The sequence below is a fragment of the Kitasatospora sp. NPDC086801 genome (assembly GCF_044745805.1).
In the GTDB taxonomy this organism is placed as follows: domain Bacteria; phylum Actinomycetota; class Actinomycetes; order Streptomycetales; family Streptomycetaceae; genus Kitasatospora.
The window spans coordinates 256980-276293 of sequence record NZ_JBIVAX010000006.1; the positions used below are offsets into that span (position 1 = coordinate 256980).

Annotated in this window: 20 protein-coding genes and 1 pseudogene; 13 read left to right on the forward strand and 8 right to left on the reverse strand. The window is 75.5% G+C overall.

The annotated features are described in order from the left end of the window. Positions 1-34: 34 nt before the first annotated feature. Together ACIPLC_RS10955 and ACIPLC_RS10960 are read right to left on the reverse strand one after the other, a co-directional pair. Complete coding sequence (locus ACIPLC_RS10955) at positions 35-817, reverse strand: glucosamine-6-phosphate deaminase (RefSeq protein WP_400472638.1); 783 nt, start codon at positions 815-817, stop codon at positions 35-37. 331 nt (positions 818-1148) lie between these two features. Further along, complete coding sequence (locus tag ACIPLC_RS10960) at positions 1149-1556, reverse strand: hypothetical protein (protein WP_400472639.1); 408 nt, start codon at positions 1554-1556, stop codon at positions 1149-1151. 281 nt (positions 1557-1837) lie between these two features. On the opposite strand from ACIPLC_RS10960, the gene ACIPLC_RS10965 reads away from it, so the two are divergent. The 9 genes from ACIPLC_RS10965 to ACIPLC_RS11005 all read left to right on the forward strand — a co-directional run bounded on the left by ACIPLC_RS10965 (position 1838) and on the right by ACIPLC_RS11005 (position 9890). After that, a complete protein-coding gene (locus ACIPLC_RS10965; protein ID WP_400472640.1) occupies positions 1838-2599 on the forward strand; it encodes a serine/threonine protein kinase in 762 nt (253 codons plus the stop codon). Continuing rightward, positions 2596-4263, forward strand: coding sequence for a protein kinase (locus tag ACIPLC_RS10970; protein WP_400472641.1), 1668 nt, complete (start codon positions 2596-2598; stop codon positions 4261-4263). Before ACIPLC_RS10965 ends, ACIPLC_RS10970 begins: the two co-directional genes overlap by 4 nt. 90 nt (positions 4264-4353) lie before the next feature. Beyond that, on the forward strand, positions 4354-5454 hold the full coding sequence (locus ACIPLC_RS10975) for a calcium:proton antiporter (protein ID WP_400472642.1): 1101 nt from the start codon (positions 4354-4356) through the stop codon (positions 5452-5454). Between the two features lie 413 nt (positions 5455-5867). Then, on the forward strand, positions 5868-7190 hold the full coding sequence (locus ACIPLC_RS10980) for a geranylgeranyl reductase family protein (protein WP_400472643.1): 1323 nt from the start codon (positions 5868-5870) through the stop codon (positions 7188-7190). Positions 7191-7273: 83 nt separating this feature from the next. Then, positions 7274-7873: a GNAT family N-acetyltransferase gene (locus ACIPLC_RS10985; protein WP_400472644.1), complete on the forward strand. Its 600-nt coding sequence runs from the start codon at positions 7274-7276 to the stop codon at positions 7871-7873. Positions 7874-8031: 158 nt separating this feature from the next. Continuing rightward, on the forward strand, positions 8032-8499 hold the full coding sequence (locus ACIPLC_RS10990) for an HAD family hydrolase (protein WP_400472645.1): 468 nt from the start codon (positions 8032-8034) through the stop codon (positions 8497-8499). Positions 8500-8565: 66 nt separating this feature from the next. Then, positions 8566-8988 carry a hypothetical protein gene (locus ACIPLC_RS10995; RefSeq protein WP_400472646.1) on the forward strand — a complete coding sequence of 141 codons (423 nt, stop codon included), beginning with the start codon at positions 8566-8568 and terminating at the stop codon, positions 8986-8988. Further along, positions 8988-9302 carry a PRC-barrel domain containing protein gene (locus ACIPLC_RS11000; RefSeq protein ID WP_400472647.1) on the forward strand — a complete coding sequence of 105 codons (315 nt, stop codon included), beginning with the start codon at positions 8988-8990 and terminating at the stop codon, positions 9300-9302. Before ACIPLC_RS10995 ends, ACIPLC_RS11000 begins: the two co-directional genes overlap by 1 nt. Before the next feature lie 3 nt (positions 9303-9305). Beyond that, entirely contained in the window at positions 9306-9890 is a 585-nt protein-coding gene (locus ACIPLC_RS11005) for a type 1 glutamine amidotransferase domain-containing protein (RefSeq protein WP_400472648.1), read from the forward strand. A gap of 57 nt (positions 9891-9947) precedes the next feature. On the opposite strand, the gene ACIPLC_RS11010 is transcribed toward ACIPLC_RS11005, so the two are convergent. From ACIPLC_RS11010 to ACIPLC_RS11030, 5 genes and pseudogenes are all read right to left on the reverse strand, one after another. Then, positions 9948-10802 carry a DNA ligase gene (locus tag ACIPLC_RS11010; RefSeq protein ID WP_400472692.1) on the reverse strand — a complete coding sequence of 285 codons (855 nt, stop codon included), beginning with the start codon at positions 10800-10802 and terminating at the stop codon, positions 9948-9950. Between the two features lie 120 nt (positions 10803-10922). Then, positions 10923-11801: pseudogene (gene ligD / locus ACIPLC_RS11015) on the reverse strand (non-homologous end-joining DNA ligase); the annotation flags it as partial. Positions 11802-11933: 132 nt separating this feature from the next. Beyond that, entirely contained in the window at positions 11934-12365 is a 432-nt protein-coding gene (locus ACIPLC_RS11020) for a VOC family protein (protein WP_400472649.1), read from the reverse strand. Positions 12366-12396: 31 nt separating this feature from the next. Continuing rightward, positions 12397-13338, reverse strand: coding sequence for a helix-turn-helix domain-containing protein (locus tag ACIPLC_RS11025; RefSeq protein WP_400472650.1), 942 nt, complete (start codon positions 13336-13338; stop codon positions 12397-12399). 160 nt (positions 13339-13498) lie between these two features. Next, entirely contained in the window at positions 13499-14425 is a 927-nt protein-coding gene (locus ACIPLC_RS11030) for a helix-turn-helix domain-containing protein (RefSeq protein WP_400472651.1), read from the reverse strand. A gap of 132 nt (positions 14426-14557) precedes the next feature. On the opposite strand from ACIPLC_RS11030, the gene ACIPLC_RS11035 reads away from it, so the two are divergent. Together ACIPLC_RS11035 and ACIPLC_RS11040 are read left to right on the forward strand one after the other, a co-directional pair. Further along, entirely contained in the window at positions 14558-15148 is a 591-nt protein-coding gene (locus ACIPLC_RS11035; RefSeq protein WP_400472652.1) for a pyridoxamine 5'-phosphate oxidase family protein, read from the forward strand. Between the two features lie 163 nt (positions 15149-15311). Beyond that, positions 15312-16208: a hypothetical protein gene (locus ACIPLC_RS11040; RefSeq protein ID WP_400472653.1), complete on the forward strand. Its 897-nt coding sequence runs from the start codon at positions 15312-15314 to the stop codon at positions 16206-16208. Between the two features lie 188 nt (positions 16209-16396). Here ACIPLC_RS11040 and ACIPLC_RS11045 read toward each other — a convergent pair whose 3' ends face one another. Further along, positions 16397-16792 (reverse strand): transglycosylase family protein, encoded by a 396-nt coding sequence (locus ACIPLC_RS11045; protein ID WP_400472654.1) that lies wholly within the window; start codon positions 16790-16792, stop codon positions 16397-16399. Between the two features lie 474 nt (positions 16793-17266). On the opposite strand from ACIPLC_RS11045, the gene ACIPLC_RS11050 reads away from it, so the two are divergent. Together ACIPLC_RS11050 and ACIPLC_RS11055 are read left to right on the forward strand one after the other, a co-directional pair. Next, positions 17267-17788, forward strand: a complete 522-nt coding sequence (locus ACIPLC_RS11050) for a universal stress protein (protein WP_400472655.1) — start codon at positions 17267-17269, stop codon at positions 17786-17788. A 65-nt stretch (positions 17789-17853) separates the two neighbouring features. Beyond that, positions 17854-19308: a PLP-dependent aminotransferase family protein gene (locus tag ACIPLC_RS11055; RefSeq protein WP_400472656.1), complete on the forward strand. Its 1455-nt coding sequence runs from the start codon at positions 17854-17856 to the stop codon at positions 19306-19308. The last annotated feature ends 6 nt before the right edge of the window (positions 19309-19314 follow it).

The following is a 19314-nucleotide window of genomic DNA, read 5'->3' on the forward strand; positions in this document are numbered from 1 at the left end:
GGAGGCGGCCGCCTCCCGAACGGGCCCGCCGACCTCAGAGCTTCTGCCAGGCCGGCTTGGCGGTGTAGGTGTCGCGGAAGTAGTCGGCGAGCTTGAGGCGGGAGGCGGCGGCCTCGTCGACCACCACGGTGGCGTGCGGGTGGAGCTGCAGCGCCGAGGCGGGGACGGCGGCGGACAGCGGCCCCTCGACGGAGAGGGCGACGGCCTCGGCCTTGGCCTCGCCGGTGGCGAGCAGGACGAGGTGGCGCGCCTCCAGGATGGTCCCGATGCCCTGGGTGATGACGTGGTGCGGGACCTCGTCGAGGCTGTCGAAGAACCGGGCGTTGTCCTCGCGGGTCTGCCGGGTCAGCGTCTTGATCCGGGTCCGGGAGGCCAGCGAGGAGCAGGGCTCGTTGAATCCGATGTGGCCGTCGGTGCCGATGCCGAGCAGTTGGAGGTCCACTCCGCCGGCCGCGGCCAGCGCGCGGTCGTAGGCGGCGGCCGCCGCGGCGATGTCCGTCGCGTTGCCGTCCGGGCCCAGGAAGGAGTCCTCGGTCAGACCCAGCGGCTCGACGACCTCGCGCAGCACCACCGAACGGTAGGACTCGGGGTGGCCGGCGGGCAGGCCGACGTACTCGTCGAGCTGGCAGATGCGCGCCCGGGAGGCGTCGAGCCGGCCGTCGCGGACCCGAGCGGCGAGCGCCTGGTAGATCGGCAGCGGGGTCGAGCCGGTCGCCACGCCGAGCAGGGCGTCGGGCTTGCCGGTCAGCAGATCGGTGATCGCCGCGGCGATGAGTTCGCCGGCCGCTGAGGCGTCAGGGACGATCACGATTTCCATACTGGTCCACCGTTCTGAGCCGGGTGCTTGGTCTAGACCTCAAGGGTCTAGACCAGTTTGCCGTGAACGGGTGCCCCAGGTCCACTCGGGCCCTGGTCGGAGCCGCTCTCCCGACCTCCGGACCCTCTGGCCCGGCCGCCATCGCCCCTGCCCCCCCCGGGGCGCCGACCGGCGGGGGCGGCAAGGCCGACGGGCCGGCCGCCGGGTGCGATGGCGGTCGGCCCTGGAGCCGGGGCGCGGACGCCCCGGCCGGTCGGGTGGGTCGGGTCGATCGAGGAACTCGGTGCCGATGGAGCGGCGCGGTCCGCCGGAACGGGTCGGGCGCGGTCCGTCAGAACGGGTTGGTGCAGGTGGTGACCTGCTGGGTCGCCTCCAGCGCCGGGCCGGCGGTGGCGCAGATGATCCGCAGGTCGGTGGTGACGACGCGCGGGGTGACCGCCTTCGCGGAGCCCAGGCGCACGGTGGTGGCGGAGGCGACCGTCTCCCACGGGCTGCCCCAGGCCTTCTGGGTCCGCACCTCGACCTGAACCACCGTCAACTGGCGCGGGTCGGCGGAGACCTGGGCGACGCCGAAGAAGCCCTCGCCGTCGTGCTGGTGCGAGATGCACGGCGTGTTGAGCACGGCGGCGCAGGCCACCGCGTCGTTCTCGGTCGTCGCCGAGGCCGCCATGGCCGGTCCGGCCGTCAGGCCTGCTATCCCTGCCACCAACATCGTCACAGCTGCGATCCGAGCGCGCATGATATGAACCTCCTTGGAAATTAAGGGGATCTCACTCCTTGAGATGAGTCTTGCACAGAACGTGGACATGCCGCGTGTGTGTTGCGTCACACTCAAGGTGACCGTTCAACTACGTGCTGCAACCGTTTGCCGAATGTTCGACGGGCCGTCAGCTGACGGGTCGGGGGCAAGTCGGTGACGCCCGGGCCGGGTTGGCGGTGCTCCTTCACTCGTCCGGGTGGCGAACTGCCGTCGGGGCGAATCGGGCGGTTAGCATCGACCCGAACCACGGAGGTGTCTGCGTGGACACGGTCATCGTGCAACTGCCCGACCGGGGGCCTGTGATGGCACCCGGCGAACCGCCCGCCCTGCTGCGGATGGGCCCCGGCGAGGCCGCGGTGTTCGGGCGCGGCGAGCCCGGCCGTCCGGTCCCCATCCCGCTGCCCGACCAGGGCGTCTCCCGGCGCGCGGGGGAGGTCGCCGCCGCCGAGGACTACTGGCGACTGTCCAACTTCAGTGCCTCCGCCACCTATGTGGTGGAGAACCTGGAGGGCGCGGGCGAGCACGTCAAGGTGGCGCCCGGCCGGCTCGGCGCGCCCGTCCCGTTCGAGTTCTCCCGGGTGCTGCTGCCCGCCCTCGGCGAACCCGCCTGGTTCAAGGTCTTCGCCCCGCAGCACGCCTACCTGGAGGGCCGGCCCGGCGGCGTCGACGGCGAACTCACCGTCAGCCCGTTCGCCCTCGACCCGACCGCCAAGTACTTCCTGGTGCTGCTCGCGCTCTGCGAGCCCCGGCTGCGCTCGCCCTCCGCCGCCGCCGTCCCCGGCGTGACCGACGTGCTGGCCCGGCTGCGAGCCCTGCCCTCCTGCCGCGGGCTGACCCGTTCGGCCGTCAACTACCACATCGACTACCTGGTGTGGACGAAGCTGCGACTGCGCGAGCCGTACGAGGACGGCCCCGGTGGCGGCAAGCGCGAGGAACTCGTCGCCCTGGCACTGAAGTTCGACCTCGTCCGGGAGGAGCACCTGGCCCTGTTCCCGCCCCGGCGCCCGGTCGCCCGGCCGTGAGACCCGCCGGCCCGGCCCCCGACGGGCGGCCGCCCGCCGAACCGGTGGCCGACGCGGAGCCCGCCGGGCCGGCGTCCGGCCAGCCGCCACCGGAGAAGGGCCGGCCCTCGCCGGAGCCCGACCGGCCGGTGTCGGAGCCCGACCGGACGTCCGACCGGCCCGTGCCGGAGCGGCAGTTCGAGGTACCGGCCGGCTACCGGCTCGCGGGCTACCGCACCGGCGCCTACCTGGGGGCCGGCGCCTGGGGCAGCGTGTACGCGGCCGAGGGCCCCGACGGCACCCCGGCCGCCGTCAAACTGCTCAGCCCCGCCCGGCTCAGCCCCGGCCAGCGCCGGACCATGACCGAGGTCGCCCGCAGCGAGATGCGCTTCAGCCGCCGCGCCGACCACCCCCACCTGATCCGCACCCTCGCCGTGACGGTCGTCGACGACCCGGCCCACCCCGGACTGGACGGCGCCGTCGCCCTGGTGATGGAACGCGCCGCCCGCAGCCTCCAGGACGTCCTCGCCGCCGCTCGCCCCGGCGCCCCGGTGCCCGACGCCGAACGCGTCCTCGCCGAGGTCTGCGCCGGGCTCACCCACATGCACCGGGGCGGCTGGGTGCACGGGGATCTCAAACCGGCCAACATCCTGCTGATGCCCGACGGCACCGCCAAGATCGCGGACTTCGGTCTCACGGCCGAACTGGAGGGCACCCACGCCTACGCTCCGCCGCTCGGCTCGCCCGACCACGTCCCGCCCGAGTGGTGGTCCGAGCGCACCGGGGCGCGCGGCGTCGCGGTGCGCCCCAGCGCCGACGTCTGGGCCTTCGGGGTGATCGCCCACCAGCTGCTCACCGGCGGCCTGCACCCGTTCCTCGGCGCCACCTCCCGGGCCCGCTCGCTGGCCGCCCAGGCGTACGCGCGCGGCGCGGCGCCGCTGCGGCTGGACGAGGCGCTGCCCGGGCCCTGGCGGGCCGTGGTCACCGCCTGCCTGGCCGCCGGGCGGGAGGAGCGGGCCCGCACCGACCTCGCCGCGCTGGTCGCCCGGGCCGTCGCCCGACCGCCCTGCCGGCGCCGCGCCGCCCTGCGGGCCGCCACCGGCCTGCTGGCCTGCGCCGCCGCCGTCCTCGCCCTGACCGGGGCCCCCGAGCCGGACGCCGCGGACCGGGGCGCCGCCGGATCCGCCGCAGGGCCGGCCGCCCACCCGGCCGCGCCCCCGCTGCCCGGCGCGATCCCGGCGGGCTCCGACGTCCCGGTGGCCTACCGCGGCATGATCGAGAACGCCGCCCGGCGCTGCCCCGAACCCGAGATCACCCCGGTGCTGCTGGCCGCGATGCTCAAGGCCGAGAGCGGCTTCGACCCGAACGCGGCCCGCCCCGAGACCGGCGAGTACGGCATCGCGATGTGGACGCCCGCTGTCTTCGAGGCCTGGTCGAAGGCCGCGGTTCACGACGGCCCCAAGTCCTACCTGGACCCGGGCGACGCGATCGCCGCGATGGGCAACTACGTCTGCTGGCTGGACCAGCAGCTCAAGCGGCGGGGCTTCACCCGCGACCTGCCGGCCCTGGTCACCGCCGCCTACCGGACCAGCGACAAGACCGTGGCGGCCGCCGGCGGCGTCCCGGAACGGGTCCGCCCGCACGTCGACAAGGTGCTCCAGTACCTCGCCGACTACGGTGGGTGATCGGTCAAAACGGGATGAGTTCTGCCACATCCCTCCGTATCCGGCGCGGGCAACCGGGTGAGCGGGCCCTGGTCTGGAATGCTCGGCGGCATGATCACGAAGCTCCGCGCGGCCACCGCGCAATGGACCGTCGTCGTTCCGGTGGTGTCGTTCGTCGTCCTCGCCGTGACCTGGCACCGGGACCTGCCCGGTTGGGTGGTGGGCGTCGTCGCCTGCTTCCTGGCCGGCGCCGTGCTCGCCGCCGTGCACCATGCCGAGGTGATCGCGCACCGCGTGGGGGAGCCCTTCGGATCGCTCGTGCTCGCGGTGGCGGTCACCGTGATCGAGGTCGCGCTGATCGTGACGCTGATGGCCGACGGCGGCGACAAGTCCTCCACCCTGGCCCGGGACACCGTGTTCGCCGCCGTGATGATCACCTGCAACGGCATCCTCGGCCTGTCCATCCTGGTCGCCGCGATCAAGTACCGGACCGCCGTCTTCAACGCCGAGGGCACCGGCGCCGCCCTCGCCTGCATCGGCACCCTCGCCACCCTCAGCCTGGTGCTGCCGACCTTCACCACCAGCTCCCCGGGCCCGCAGTTCTCCACCACCCAGCTCGTCTTCGCGGCCACCGCCTCGATCGTGCTGTACGGGCTGTTCGTCGCCACCCTCACCTTCCGGCACCGGGACTACTTCCTGCCCGTCACTCCCGAGGGCCGGGTGCTCGACGAGGAGGAGCACGCCGCGCCGCCGACCGTCAAGGCCGCCTGGACCAGCCTGCTGCTGCTCGGCGTGGCCCTGGTCTCGGTGGTCGGCCTCGCCAAGGGCGTCTCGCCGACCATCGAGTCCGCCGTGGACGACGCCGGACTGCCGCACTCCGTCGTCGGCGTCGTGATCGCCCTGCTCGTCCTGCTGCCGGAGACCATCGCGGCGCTGCGCGCGGCCCTGCGCAACCGGGTGCAGACCAGCCTCAACCTGGCCCTCGGCTCGGCGCTCGCCAGCATCGGCCTGACCATCCCGGCCGTCGCGATCGCCTCCTACTGGCTCTCCGGCCCGCTCGTCCTCGGCCTCGACCCGGCGCACATGGTGCTGCTGACCCTGACCATCGTGCTCGGCACCCTGACGGTCATCCCGCGCCGGGCCACCCCGCTCCAGGGCGCCGTGCACCTCGCCGTGCTGGCCGCCTACATGGTGCTGGCGTTGAACCCCTGACGCCGCCGGACACGCCCCGGGGAGCCCCTGCCCACCGACGGCGCCGTCGGAGGGTGGGGGCTCGGTGCTTCCCGGCCCGGGGGGGGGGCGGGACCGTGCGACGGGATCCTCGCCAAGTGGAACGCGAGCGCGGGAGCCGTCTCCAGCGCGGTGGTCAACGGCGGGCTCTGATCCGGCGGGTGACCGCGAAGCCGCCCCGGTGGCCGGTATTGACCGGTCATCGGGGCGGGCCCGCGTGTCGGGGCGGCGGGTGGGTGCCGTGGTTCTCTATCGTCCGTCTCGGACCGCCGAGTCCGGCCGCGTCCGAACGGCCCCGTCCGAATGAACCTGTCCGAATGAACCTGTCCGAGTCCGTCCGGTGCCCCTCCGGCCCCGCCGGGCCCGCAGCCGATCCGACCCCGTGGGAGTGCGTGATGCCCGGCCCAGAGCAGCAGGTGCCCGCAGACGGCGGCCGGGCCCCCCGGCCCGCCCGGACCGAGGAGCACGCCGACGTCATCGTGGTCGGCGCCGGCCCGGCCGGTTCCACCGCCGCCTACCACCTCGCCCGCACCGGCCTGGACGTCCTGCTGCTGGAGAAGTCCGCGTTCCCGCGCGAGAAGGTCTGCGGCGACGGCCTCACCCCGCGCGCCGTCAAGCAGTTGACCGACCTCGGCATCGACGTCTCCGAGCAGGCCGGCTGGCTGCACAACCAGGGGCTGCGGCTGATCTCCGGCCGGCGCGCGCTGGAGTTCGACTGGCCCGAGCTGTCCGCCTACCCCGGCTACGGACTCGTCCGCCGGCGCGCCGACTTCGACGAACTGCTCGCCCGCAGGGCCGCCTCGGCCGGCGCCCGGCTGATCGAACGGGCCAACGTGGCCGGCCCGTTGGTGGACGAGCGGAGCGGCCGGATCACCGGCGTCACCGCGAAGCTCGGCGACGAACGCCGGCCCGTCAGCTACCAGGCGCCGGTCGTGGTCGCCGCCGACGGCAACTCCACCCGCCTCTCCGTCGCCATGAAGCGCTACCGCCGCACCGACCGCGCCATGGGCGTCGCCTACCGCACCTACTTCACCACCCCCCGCCACCAGGACCGCTACCTGGAGGCCTGGCTCGACCTGCGCGACCCGAGCGACCCCGCCCGCCGCCTGCTGCCCGGCTACGCCTGGGTGTTCGGCATGGGCGACGGCACCGCCAACGTCGGCCTCGGCGTCCTCGACACCGCCCACGTCGACCTCGACTGGCGCGACCTGCTGCGCCGCTGGTGCGACGACCTGCCGCCCGCGTACGGCTACACCCCCGACGCCGTCACCGAACCCGTCCGCGGCTCCGCCCTCCCCATGGGCCTCAACCGCCAACCCCACTACGCCGACGGCCTGTTGCTCATCGGCGACGCCGGCGGCACGGTCAGCCCCGGCACCGGCGAAGGCATCGCCTACGCCATGGAATCCGGCCGCTACGCCGCCGAGACCATCGTCCAGGCCCTCGCCCGGCGCACCGACCGCGGCCGTGAACTCGCCCTGCGCGCCTACCCGCAGGCCCTGCGCTCCGCCTACGCCGGCTACTTCGCGCTCGGCCGCCTCGCCGCCGACCTGCTCGGCCGGCCCAGGCTGCTCGGCGCCGCCGGTGCTGCCGGGCTCGGCCACCCGGCGCTGCTGAAGGTGGCGTTCCGGCTCATGGTCAACCTCACCGAGCCCAACTCCAAGGACGCCCTCGACCGGCTGCTCCACCTGATCGGGCGGGTCGCGCCGGGGCGGTGACGGGCGCCTGTCCCGGATCGACCGACCCGGCCGCCGGTGATATTCGCTGGCAGGCACCGGAGCGGACGGGATAGGAAGGCCGGATGAGCACTACCGAGACCTCCACCGAGCGCCGCGTCCTCCGTCCCGCCACCCTGGACCTGGGCGACATCGTGCTGCGCCCCTGGGGCAGGGCCCTCGACGTGCCCGGCGGCACCGTCCCCGCCCTGATGGCGGCCGCGGCCGACCCGGTGATCGACCGCTGGAACCCCCTGCGCATCGCCGACCCGGCCGGCGCCGAGGCCTACCTCGACCGCTGTGACACCGGCTGGGTCAAGGGGAACCGGGCCTCCTTCGCGATCACCGACGCCGCCGACGGAACCCTCCACGGCAACGCCTTCCTGGGCTGGACCAACCAGGAGGACGGCGTCGCCACGATCGGCTACTGGCTGCTCCCCACCGCCCGCGGCCGCGGCATCGCCACCCGCGCCACCACCGCCGTCACCCGCTGGGCCGTCGCCACCGCCGACGCCCGCCGCATCGAGCTGTGGCACGGAGTCGGCAACGAGGCCTCCTGCCGCGTCGCCGCCCGCGGCGGCTTCCCCCACGAGGGAACCACCCGGGCCTCCTACCGCTACGGCGACGGCGACTACGTCGACGAACACCTCCACGCCCGCCTCGCCACCGACCCGGACGTCGGGTAGGCCGGTCGCTGGTAGCAGGTCGGCAGGTCGGCAGGTCGCCGAGCGGGTTTTCCCGGTGCCGGGAAACCGGTGGGCGGCAGGCTGCGCGCGCGGCGGGGGAGCGGCCTAACCTGGAAGGGCGCGTACGGTGCGTGGCCTGGGAAGGGAAGCGGTGGGCCATGACGGTGATCTCGGCGGCTCTCTTCGGCACCGATTGGCGGCCCGCGCCGCCCGGTTCCGTCGCACTGCTGCGCGAGTGCGCCGCCCGGGGCTGGACGGTCGTGCTGACCGGGCCCGGGCCGGGCGGGGCGCCGGCCCTGACCGTGACGGCCCCCGGGCGTGACCCGATGCGGGCCGCGCTGGAGCTGGTCGGGGGCACACCGCCGCACGCCGTGGCGGTGGCCGGGAGCGTGCGCGAAGTGCTGGCGGCGCGGCGGGCCGGGGTGCCGTGCGTCGCCCTGGCGGCCGGCGCGGATGCCGGCCCCGAGCTCCGGGCGGCGGGCGCGGTCGAGGTCCACCGCGACGTCGACGCCCTGCTGCGTGTCCTGGACGACAGCCTGCTGGCCCGCCCCCGGGCCTTCGGCCCCGTCGGCGCCGCGACCGGTGCCGCATCACACGCCGCAACAGGCGGCCCCCTGAGCGGTTAGCGCCGGCCCGTACCGGGCAACCGCCCGGGTGCGAGCACGTCACCGGAAGTGTCGGAGGTGACCGAGATGGACGGACCCGCGTTGAGCGGATGGGAGCGGCGGCTCCTTGAGGAGATCGAGTCCGATCTGCGCCAGGACACGCGCCTCGACCGGAAGTTGAGCACGATGGGTGCCAAGCCGCCGAGCCGGGTCCGGCGCGTGCTGCGCGGCGTCGGACGCCGCCTGTCCGCCGGGGTGGTGCTGACCGCCCTGGTGATGTCGGCGATCTGCCTCAGCATCGGCGTGCGGACCCCGACCACCGCGGTGCTGACCGCCCTCGGGGTGGTGTGGGCGGCCTCGGTGGTGGCGGCGATCGCCACCTCGGCGCTGCTGCGCCGCCGCGCGGGCCGGGGCGAGGGCCGGGACCGGGACGGGGGCCAACGCCGGGCCGAACCCCCCGACCGGGACGAGCGCCGCGAACGCCGTCCCTGGGACCAACCGGAGGCGTGATGAGCACCGACCTGTGGGAGTACCGCCCGGGCCCCCACCACGCTGCCGACCTGAGCCTGACCGGGTACGAGGTGCAGGCGACCGACGGCCCGCTCGGCCGGGTCGAACAGGACACCGGGGACCACCTGCTGGTCGACGCCGGGCCCTGGGTGGCGGGCACCCGGCTGTCCGTCCCGGTCGGCCTGGTGTCGCGGGTCGACCACCTGGAGCTGACCGTCCACCTGGACTGCCCGCGCGCCCGGCTCAACCCCGCCCCGCCCGCCGCCCTCGACCTGGGTCCCGACCTCGCCGCCCGCGACCCGCACCGGCGCTGAACCATGGGCTGGCCGTCCATCACGCTCACCGGCCGGACGATCGCCTTCCTGGTCGCGCCGTACGGGGCGGAGCAGGTCGAGCTGACCTCGCCGTGGCAGGCGGTGGCCGAGTCCGGCGGCACCCCGCGGCTGCTGTCCACCGAGCCCGGGCGCGTCCAGGCCGTCCGGCACCGCGCCCCGGGCGACACCTTCGCCGTCGACGCCCTCGTCGCCGAGGCGCGGCCGTCGGCCTTCGACGGCCTGATCCTGCCCGGCGGCGTCGCGAGCCCCGACCGGCTGCGGCTGGACGAGGGCGCGGTGGCCTTCGTCCGCGCCTACTGCGCCTCCGGCCGCCCGGTCGCCGCGATCTGCCACGCCGCCTGGACCCTGATCGAGGCCGACGCCGTCCGCGGCCGCACCCTCACCTCCTGGCCGAGCCTGCGCACCGACCTGCGCAACGCCGGCGCCCACTGGGTCGACGAGGAGGTCCACGTCTGCCGCGACGGCCCCGGCCTCCTCGTCACCAGTCGCAGACCCGGTGACCTGCCGGTCTTCAACGACACCCTGGTCACCGAGTTCGTCCACGCGGCGAAGCGGCGGAAGCGGTGAACGGGCTTCCGGTGCGGAGGAGTTCCGGGCGGGCCGGCCTGGGGTGTGGCGGGGTGGTCAGTCGCCGCGCAGCCGGATGAAGGTGGCGGTGGGTGGTCGGCCGGTGAGGGTGAGTTCGGCGCGCAGGGGGCTGGTGAGGGGGTGGACCGGGCCGTGGTCGGGGTCGGTGACGGGCGGGCCGAGGAGGGGGCCGGCGGCCTCGGCGACCTCACGGGCCTGGACCGGGGTCAGCCGGGGGGCGGTGAGGAGCATCCGGCCGTCGTCGAGTTCGAGGACGAGGGCGTGCGGGTGGGCGGCCGGGCCGGTGAGGGCGCGGACGGTGGCGTCGTGAGTGTCGCTGCGGCGGTACTTGACCCAGGCGCGGCCGGCGCCGTGCGGGCGGTAGGGGGAGGCGGCGGCCTTGCAGACCAGGCCCTCGACGCCGGTGCCGGCGAGGCGGGTCATCCAGTCCAGCGCCTCCGCCCGGTCGGTGGTGGCCAGCACCGGCTGGATCGGCGGCGGGACGTCGGCCAGGGCGGCGAGCAGCAGGCGGCGGCGGTCGGTGAGCGGCAGCCGCCGCACGTCCCGGCCGGGCAGGGCGAGCAGGTCGAAGGCGATCAGGCCGAGGGCGACGTCCGGGGCGGCGGCCCGGGCCCGGCGGGTGCGCAGCAACTCCCCGAAGGCGAACCGGCCGCCCCGCCAGGCGACGAGTTCGGCGTCCAGCACCAGCCCCTCGGGCAGCCGGGCGACGGCGGCGGCGATCGGTGGGAACTCGGGGGCGAGATCGCGGCCGGTCCGGGACTGCAGGCAGGGCGGGCGGGCGCCGCGGGCGAAGGCGACGCAGCGGAAGCCGTCCAGCTTCAGCTCGTACTGGACGCCCGCGCCGCCCAGGCCGTCGGCGGGCGGGACGGCCGGGACGGCGGCGGGGCGCATCACCTCGACGGGCGGGTGGAGCACCTGGCGGGGCTGCTCCTGCGGCTTCGCCGGCCCGGTGGTGGGCGGTGGGGTGGTGGGCGGTGGGGTGGTGGGCGGTCGGGTGGTGGGCGGCCGGGCCGGGAGCGGCCGGGCCTGTTCCGGGTCCAGCAGCGGGGCGAACAGGTCGCCGTGGGCGGCGAGGCGGTCCGGCACCTCGGCGAGGGTGAACACCAGGTCGTCCGCCGTGCCCGCGCGCTCCACCTCGGCCCAGGACAGCGGGGTGGAGACCGTCGGCAGCGGCCGGGCCCGGAGGGTGTACGGCGCGGCGGTGGTCTTCTTGGCGTTGTTCTGCGACCAGTCGACCAGCACCCGGCCGGCCCGCCGGGCCTTCGCCATGGTGTGCACCACCAGCTCCGGGTGGTCGCCCTCCAGGGCGGCGGCGAGCGCCTTCGCGTACGCCGAGACCCGGGCGCTGGGGGTGGGCTCGATCGGGACCAGCAGGTGCAGGCCCTTGGAGCCGGAGGTCTTCACCCAGGCCGTCAGGCCGTCCGCCGCGAGCCGCTCGCGCAGCAGCACGGCGACGGTGCGGCAGGTGAGGACGGACGCGCCCTCGCCGGGGTCGAGGTCCAGGACGAGGCGGTCGGCGAGCCCGGGCGCGGCCGCGTGCCACTGCGGGACGTGCAGCTCCAGACAGCCCAGGTTGGCGGCCCAGAGCAGCGCGGCGCCGTCGTCGATGACCACCTGGCGCAGGTCACCGCCGCTGCTCGGCACCTCGACGGTGCGCACCCAGCGCGGGGTGCCGGCCGGGGGGTTCTTGGCGACGAACACCTCGGCCTCGACGCCGTCCGGGCAGCGCAGGAAGGACACCGGGCGGTCGCGCAGGTGGGGGAGCAGGGCGTCGTGCACGGCGGCGTAGTAGCGCAGCACCTCGCCCTTGAGGGTGCCGGTGCGTGGGTAGTACACCTTGTCGAGGTGGGAGAGCGCGAGGGTGCGCCCGTCCACCGTGAGCTGCGGCATGGGCGCTCTCCGAAGCCTGGGTGGGCCTGCGAGTGGCCCCCGCAGCCAGTCTGCCCGGGCGGCGGCGGGGGCGCAGCCGTTACCCCGGGCCGGGCCCACCAGGGCGTGCGCGTCCCGGCGGAGGCGGGCCGCTCACCCCTGTGCGGGGGCGGCGGGCCGCGGCGCGCCCGGGTAGGTGCCGAAGTACCACTGGTTGCCCTCCGGGTCGGCGGCGGCGAAGTCGCGCGAGCCGTAGTCCGTCTCCGTGAGCGCGGTGGTGATCCGGGCCCCGGCGGCGACGGCCCGGTCGTGCACGCCGTCCGGGTCGGCGGTGACCACGTACGCGGTGAAGCCGCCCGGCCGGCCCGGGCAGGGTGCGGCGCCCTCGGGCGCCTCCCGGTCGGAGCCGAGCATCACGCCGCCGCCCTCCGGCCAGGCCAGTTCGGCGTGGGCGACGAACTCGCCCTCACCGTAGGCGACGACCTCCTGGAAGCCGAAGGCGTCGACCAGGAAGCGGATCAGGGCCCGGGCGTCGGTGGCGCGCAGGCTGGGCCAGACCTGTGGGGCGGGGGCGGTGCCGTCCATGGCTGTCTCCTCGGGAGGGGGCTGGGGTCGCTTACGCCTCCCACTCTGCGGCCGCCGCACCCGCCCCGCCTTGGACGTTTCGGAACTTCGCCTTCTCCGGCCTCTCCGCCGCCAGCCACGCGCTCGGCGCGGCCCCGGCCAGCGCGCGGAACTCCCGGGCCAGGTGGGCTTGGTCGAAGTACCCGCAGCGAACGGCCAGGTCGCCGAGCCGGGGCGGCGGCGAGGCGGCCAGCAGATGGCGGGCCCGGTCGAAGCGGATCACCCGGGCGGCGGCCTTCGGCGTCAGGCCGGTCTCCCGGCGGAACCGCTCCTGGAGGTGCCGGGCGCTCCAGCCGGTCTCCCGGGCCAGCGCCGCCACCGGCAGGGCGCCGCCGCTGCGCCGCAGCGCCCGCCAGGCCCAGCCGACCTCCGGCGGCACCTGCCCGGACGGGCGGGCGGCCCGCAGCAGCGCCCCGTCCAGCAGCGCGAAGCGCTCGGACCAGGTGCGCGCGGCCTGCACCTGCTCCTGGAGGTGCGGGCCGAGCCGCCCCAGCACCTCCTCCGCCGGGAGGTCGATGCCGGCCAGTTCCCCGGCGGGCAGCCCGAACAGCGCCCGGGCGGCCAGCGGGTGCACGGCGATCTGCACGCCGGACTGCCGGCCGTCGTGGGTAATCAGCGCCGGACGGGTGTGCAGGCCGCCGAGCAGCGTCGGGTAGCTGCCGGGCGGCTGAGCCGGGTCGGGGTGCCCGGCGATCACCAGCGGCTCGTCCAGGGTGAGGATGAAGGTCAGGTACGGGGACGGCAGGCCACGGTGCAGGGCGGGCGGGATGCCGCGCTGGCGGTACCCGGAGTACCAGGCCACGTACGGGCGCAGCGCGGTCGCGGGCCGGGCGCGGACGGCTTCGTCGATCAGGCCGGCGTCGGCGGCCTGGTCGGCTGCGGCCGCAGGGCCGGTCGCGCCGGTTGCGGACGTCTCGGGGGCTTCCGTCGTCACGTTCCCAGTATCGGCGGCCGGTGGTGCGCGTGCCGCAGCGTTCCGCCGGTCCGCTGCGGCCGTCCGGGCCCGGCCGGTCCCCCGTACCGGCCGGGCCTTTCGAGGGTGCCGTGCGGTGGGGGCGGGCGTCTTGTACAAATGCGCACCGGGGCCTGCGGGTTCAGCCGCCCGGGGCGAGGACGGCGCTGGTCACCCGCCCGGCGATCCGGTCGGTGGGCTCGGGCCGGGCGGTGGCGGAGCCCCGGGAGGACAGGAACTCGCGCGGCGAGCAGCCCACCATGGTGCGGAAGGTGCGGTCGAGGTGTGACTGGTCGTAGTAGCCGCAGAGGGAGGCGATCCGGGCGCCGTCGATCCGTTCACCGGCGAGCCGCCCGCCGTCCGGGCCGGTCGCGGCCTGGTGGGTGAGGACGCGGAGCGTCCGTTGGAGGCGCAGGATGGTGGCGGCCTGTTTGGGCGCCAGCCCGAGGTGGCGGCGGAAGCACAGCTCCAGGCGGCGGCGGCTCCACCCGGTGCCCTCGACCAGGGCGTGGATCGGCACCAGCCCGTGGGAGCGCCGCAGTTGGTGCCAGACCCAGTGGACGGACGGCTCCCAGCGCGGGCCGTCGGCGAGCCGCGCGTCGAAGTAGGCGTCCAGCAACGCGAACCGGGCCGGCCAGGTCGGGGCGTCGGCGAGCCGGGCGGACAGCGTGCGCAGCCGCGGGCCCAGTACGTCCCCGGCCTCGGCCCACTGCCCGCCCAGCTCGCCGGCCAGCGGCCCGAACGCCCGGTACGCGCCGTGCGGGGTGAGCGAGACGGCCAACCCGTGCAGGACACCGGCGTGTTCGGCGATCGTGGCGGTGCGGCGCAGTCCGGCGGCGACGGAGGCCAGGGCGACGCCGGGGCCCGGCTCGACGGCGTCGGTGAGCCGCATCGTCCCCTCGAAGGTGAGCGCCAGGGTGACCACGTCCGTCGGCACCTCCAGCCGTCGGCGCGGCACGTGCAGCGCCAGCCGGTAGCCGCGGTAGCCGAGTACGTAGGGGCGCAGCGGCGCGGCGGGTGTGCCGAAGGCCATCCCGTGGGCGGCCGTGGCGAGGGCGTCCCGGGCCATCTCAACTCCCTTGGCGGGATGGACGGGTGGCTTGTGCACGAGCCATCCTACGGGCGCCCCGGCGGGGTGGTGGCCGTCTCGCCCAGTGGATCATCCTTTCTTACCAGGCGAGATGGGCGCACACTGGTGGGCATGGGAAAGCAGTACGAGAGCATCGACGGCCGGCTGCGGCAGTTCATCGAACGGCAGCCCGTCTACTTCGTCGCGACCGCGCCCCTCGCCACCGACGGGCACGTCAACGTCTCGCCCAAGGGCCGCTCCGGCACGCTCGTGGTGATCGACGAACTCACCCTCGCCTACCTGGACTTCGGCGGATCCACCGCCGAGACGATCGCCCACCTGCGGGAGAACGGCCGGATCACGCTGATGTGGTGCGCCTTCGACGGTCCGCCGACCGTGGTGCGGGTGCACGGCCGGGGCGAGCCGGTGTTCCGTGACGATCCGCGCTTCGCGGGGCTGCTGGGGCGCTTCGACCCGACCGTCGACGGTTCGGGGTTGCGCGCGATCGTGCTGGTGCGGGCCGAACGGGTCAGCGACTCCTGCGGGTTCGCCGTCCCGTTGATGGACTACCGCGCCGACCGCGAGCTGCACGCGCAGTACTTCGACCGCAAGGGCGAGGAGGAGTTCGGCACCTACTGCGAGGGCAAGCAGTACGTCGGCAGCAGCATCGACGGCCTGCCCGCCCTCCCGTTGCCGCTCCCGCCCCGGCCGGGCACGCCGTAGCGGGTCTTCGGGCGGCGTCCGCCTGCGGGCAGGGTTCCCCGGTGCGCATCGCGGTCGGGCCGGTCACCTGCCTGGTCGGCACCGCCCCGCCCGCCGCTCGCCCGCGCTACGGACGGCAGTCATCCGGTTGCCCTGCGTGTCGGATGGGGGGAGCGTGATGGTCATGATACGAACCCTGCGTGCGGCCGCTCTGGCTGCGCTCTCCGTTGTCCTCGTGGCGTGGCCGGCCCAGGCCGCCACCGCCCCGCGCGCGGCGCAGCCCGCGACCGCACGGCTGTCCGTCGAACTCTGCCCGCCCCAGGGCCCGGTGGTCCCGGGCGAGACCGGGGTCCTGGAGGTGCGCGTCACCAACCAGGGCCCGGCGGCGACCACCGAGCCGACCCTGGTGGTCGTCCACCTGCCCCCGCCGGGCGTGGTGAAGTCGGCCGACCCGCCGGTGGAGCTGACGTACTTCGGGACGGGCAGCTCCTATTCCGTCCCGGCCGGCCTGGCGCTGGGGGAGGCGTCCGTGGAGCGGCTGTCGTTGTACGTCGCGCCGATCACCTCGCCGTTCATCACCATCAGCGGTGACGTGCAGGCCTTCTACCCGGGCGACCCGGACCAGTCCGGCCACACCACGCCGTACAGCTTCACGACGGCCGACACCCGGGCCCACTTCATGGTCGGCGCCTCCTCCGCCTGGCAGGCCGGGCACCCGGTGCCGCAGCCGGGCGACTTCACCGGCAAGCCCGGGGCCACCATCGACCTGCCGCTGTGGGTGTACAACGCGGGTCCGTCGTACTCGACCCACCCGATCGACGTACGGATCACCGTGCCGGAGCACACCACGCTGACCGGCACGACGCCGTACGACTGCACGGCCACCGGGCCGCGGACGCTGACCTGCCACTACGGGGTCGGGCCGCGCTACCAGGACGCGATGTTCATCGACCCGGCCGTGGTGATTGATCCGGCGACGACCGCCGGCCAGGTGCTGCCCGGCGGGACGCTGGACGTGGCCGGGCAGGAGGACTGCCCCTCGCCCGACTGGCACACCGACTTCTCGGTGACGGTGGACTGACCCCGCCTGGCGGGACCAGGGGGCGGGGGCCGCTCCGGCAGCTCGATCAACCGCCCGGAGCGCGGCCCGGGGCCGGCCCGAGGGTCGGCGCTGCGGCCGCGCCCCGGGCGCGAACGCGACGACGCCGCCGCACCCGGGGAGGGTGCGGCGGCGTCGGGGGCCCGGAACAGGCGGGCCGGGGGGAGGGACTACTTGCCCAGGCCCGCCTTGACCGAGCAGATCGGCCAGGCGCCGGGGCCCTGGGCGGCGAGGACCTTCTCGCCGATGGCGATCTGCTGGTCCTTGGTGGCCTGGTGGGCCTGCGGGGCGTACGCGGTGCCACCGAAGGCGGCCCAGGTGCTGGAGGTGAACTGCAGGCCGCCGAAGAAGCCGTTGCCGGAGTTGATGGCCCAGTTTCCGGTGGCCTCGCAGGAGGCGACCTTGTCCCAGACACCGGCCGGCGCGGCGGAGGCGCTGGTGGCCGTGACGAGGCCGGCCACCGGCAGGGCGGTGATCGCCCCGGCCATCAGAGCCATCCGGACGCGGTTGCGGCGCTTCGGGGTGGCAGTGGTGGTGGCAGCGGCAGTCTCGTTACGGAAAGTCATGAAGGTCCTTTCGGAGGGGGTCTGCGAGCGTGCGGAACCAGGCCCTCGGAAGGCCGTCGGTTTCGGGGACTCATCACTCGCGTGGTTCGGCACCGTTCCGGTTCCGGGGCGGTGAGGCCGATCGGAGCTGGTCGCTCGGTGCAACGAGTTCGAAGGTACGGGGGCCGTCGTGGCGGATTCAAGGATTTGGAGGTTTAGGCACGTCAGGAGCCTGCTACCGGCGGTAAGGATCAAGGAAATGGCATGATTTGGGCCGATTTGCCCCCATTTGCAAGATCAAACCACCTGGTGAAGTGGCCTGCGTCACGCCAAATGCCGTGTGAGCCCGCGCACATCGTCGACAGAGGGTGACGACCCGCCTGCCCCCGGTGCCGGAATCGCCGCGTCGCCCGGCGCCCCGGGTGGCCCGCGCCACAGCCCTCACCCGGAGGGCCCCCTCCACTCACGCTCGGTGGCGGGCATAGCCTCAGGGCCATGAACAACGAGAGCGATACAGGAGACGTGGAGGCCGTCGGCGGCGCCGAGGAGCCCGGGGCGGCGGTCGCCCCCGCGGGCTTCGAGCTGGGGACGGACGGGCCCAAGGTGATCCTGGCCGGGCTGGACGGCTCCGACTCCTCCTGGCGCGCCACCGCCTACGCCGCCGGACTGGCCCGCCGGCAGGGCGCCACCCTCGCGGTCGCGTACGTCCAGCCGATCCTGGGCGCCGCCACCGCCCTGGCCGGTGCCGTGGTGGAGGAGACCACCCAGGAGATCGCCGACGAACTGCTGGCCGCCCTGCGCGAGGCCGAGCACCACGTGAAGGAGGTGTGGCGGGTGGAATGGCGCTTCCTCACCATGCGCGGCGACCCCTATACGGGGCTGGCCAAGCTCGCGGACGAACTGCGCGCCGACGCCGTCGTGGTCGGCGCCTCCGAGCAGGCCGGGCACCGGGTGATCGGCTCGGTCGCCGTCCGCCTGGTGAAGGCGGGCCGCTGGCCGGTCACCGTCGTCCCGTAGCGCGGGCCGGGCCCTGCCGGGCCGCCCGGCAGGGGGCCGGACGGCGGCGGGTAGGGTGCGTGACCATGACGGAAACGCCGGGCGCGCACCCCATCGGGCCCGCCCACCCGACCGGCAGCGACCTGCACCTCGACCTCCCCGCCGGCGGCGGCCGCCGTGCCGCGCTGATGGCGGCCCTGCGCGAGGCGATCCGCAGCGGCCGGCTCGCACCCGGCACCCGACTGCCGCCGTACCGGGCGCTCGCCGCCGACCTCGGGCTGGCCCGCAACACCGCCGCCGAGGCGTACGCCGAACTCGTCGCGGAGGGCTGGCTGACCGCCCGTCAGGGCTCCGGCACCGCCGTCGCCGAGCGCGCCGAGCCCGTCCCGCCGACCCGGGCCCGCCGGCCCTCCGTGCGGCCGGGCCCCGTCCACGACCTGCGCCAGGGCCAGCCGGACGCCGCCTCCTTCCCGCGCACCGCCTGGCTGGCCGCCGCCCGCCGGGCCCTCACCACGGCACCCAACGAGGCCTTCGGGCCCGGCGATCCGCAGGGGCGGCGCGAGCTGCGCACCGTCCTCGCCGACTACCTGGCCCGCGCCCGCGGGGTGCGCACCGACCCGGACCGGATCGTGGTCTGCTCGGGCTTCGCCCACGCGCTGCGGCTGCTGTTCGCCGGCGGGGCGCCCGTCCTGCCGCCGGAGGCGACCGGGCCGCTGGCCGTCGAGGCGTACGGGCTGGGGTTCCACCGCGGGCTGCTCGCCGCCGCCGGGGTCGCCACCGTGCCCCTTCCGGTCGACGAACACGGCGCCCGGCTCGGCGGGTTGGCGCACCGTCAGGACGTCCGGACGGCCCTGCTCACCCCCGCCCACCAGTTCCCGACCGGCGGGCCGCTGCACGCCGGCCGCCGCGCCGCCGTGGTCGACTGGGCGCGCGGGCGCGGCGGCCTGCTGCTGGAGGACGACTACGACGGCGAGTTCCGCTACGACCGCCAGCCGGTCGGCGCCGTCCAGGGGCTCGACCCGGAACGGGTGGTCTACCTCGGCTCGGTCAGCAAGAGCCTGTCGCCGGCGCTGCGGCTCGGCTGGATGGTGCTGCCGGACCACCTGGTCGACCGGGTGCTCGCCGCCAAGGGCGAACGCGAGGGCTGGGCCAGCGCGTTGGACCAGCTGACCCTCGCCGAGCTGATCGACTCCGGCGGCTACGACCGGCACGTGCGGCGGATGCGCCGCCGCTACCGGGAGCGCCGCGACCAGCTGGTGGCCGCCCTGGCGGCGAGCGCCCCGCACGTCGAGGTCTCCGGCGTCGCGGCGGGTCTGCACGCCGTCCTGCGGCTGGAGCCCGGCACCGAGCACTCGGTGCTCCAGGCCGCGGCCTACCGGGGCCTGGGCCTGGACGGGCTCGCCGACTACCGGCACCCGGGGATCGGCCCGGAGGCCATGCCGGTCGTGGACGGCCTGGTCGTGGGCTATGCCACGCCGCCCGACCACGCCTACCCGGCGGCGCTCGCCGCGCTCTGCGACATCCTGCCGCCGCTCGCCTGAACCGGC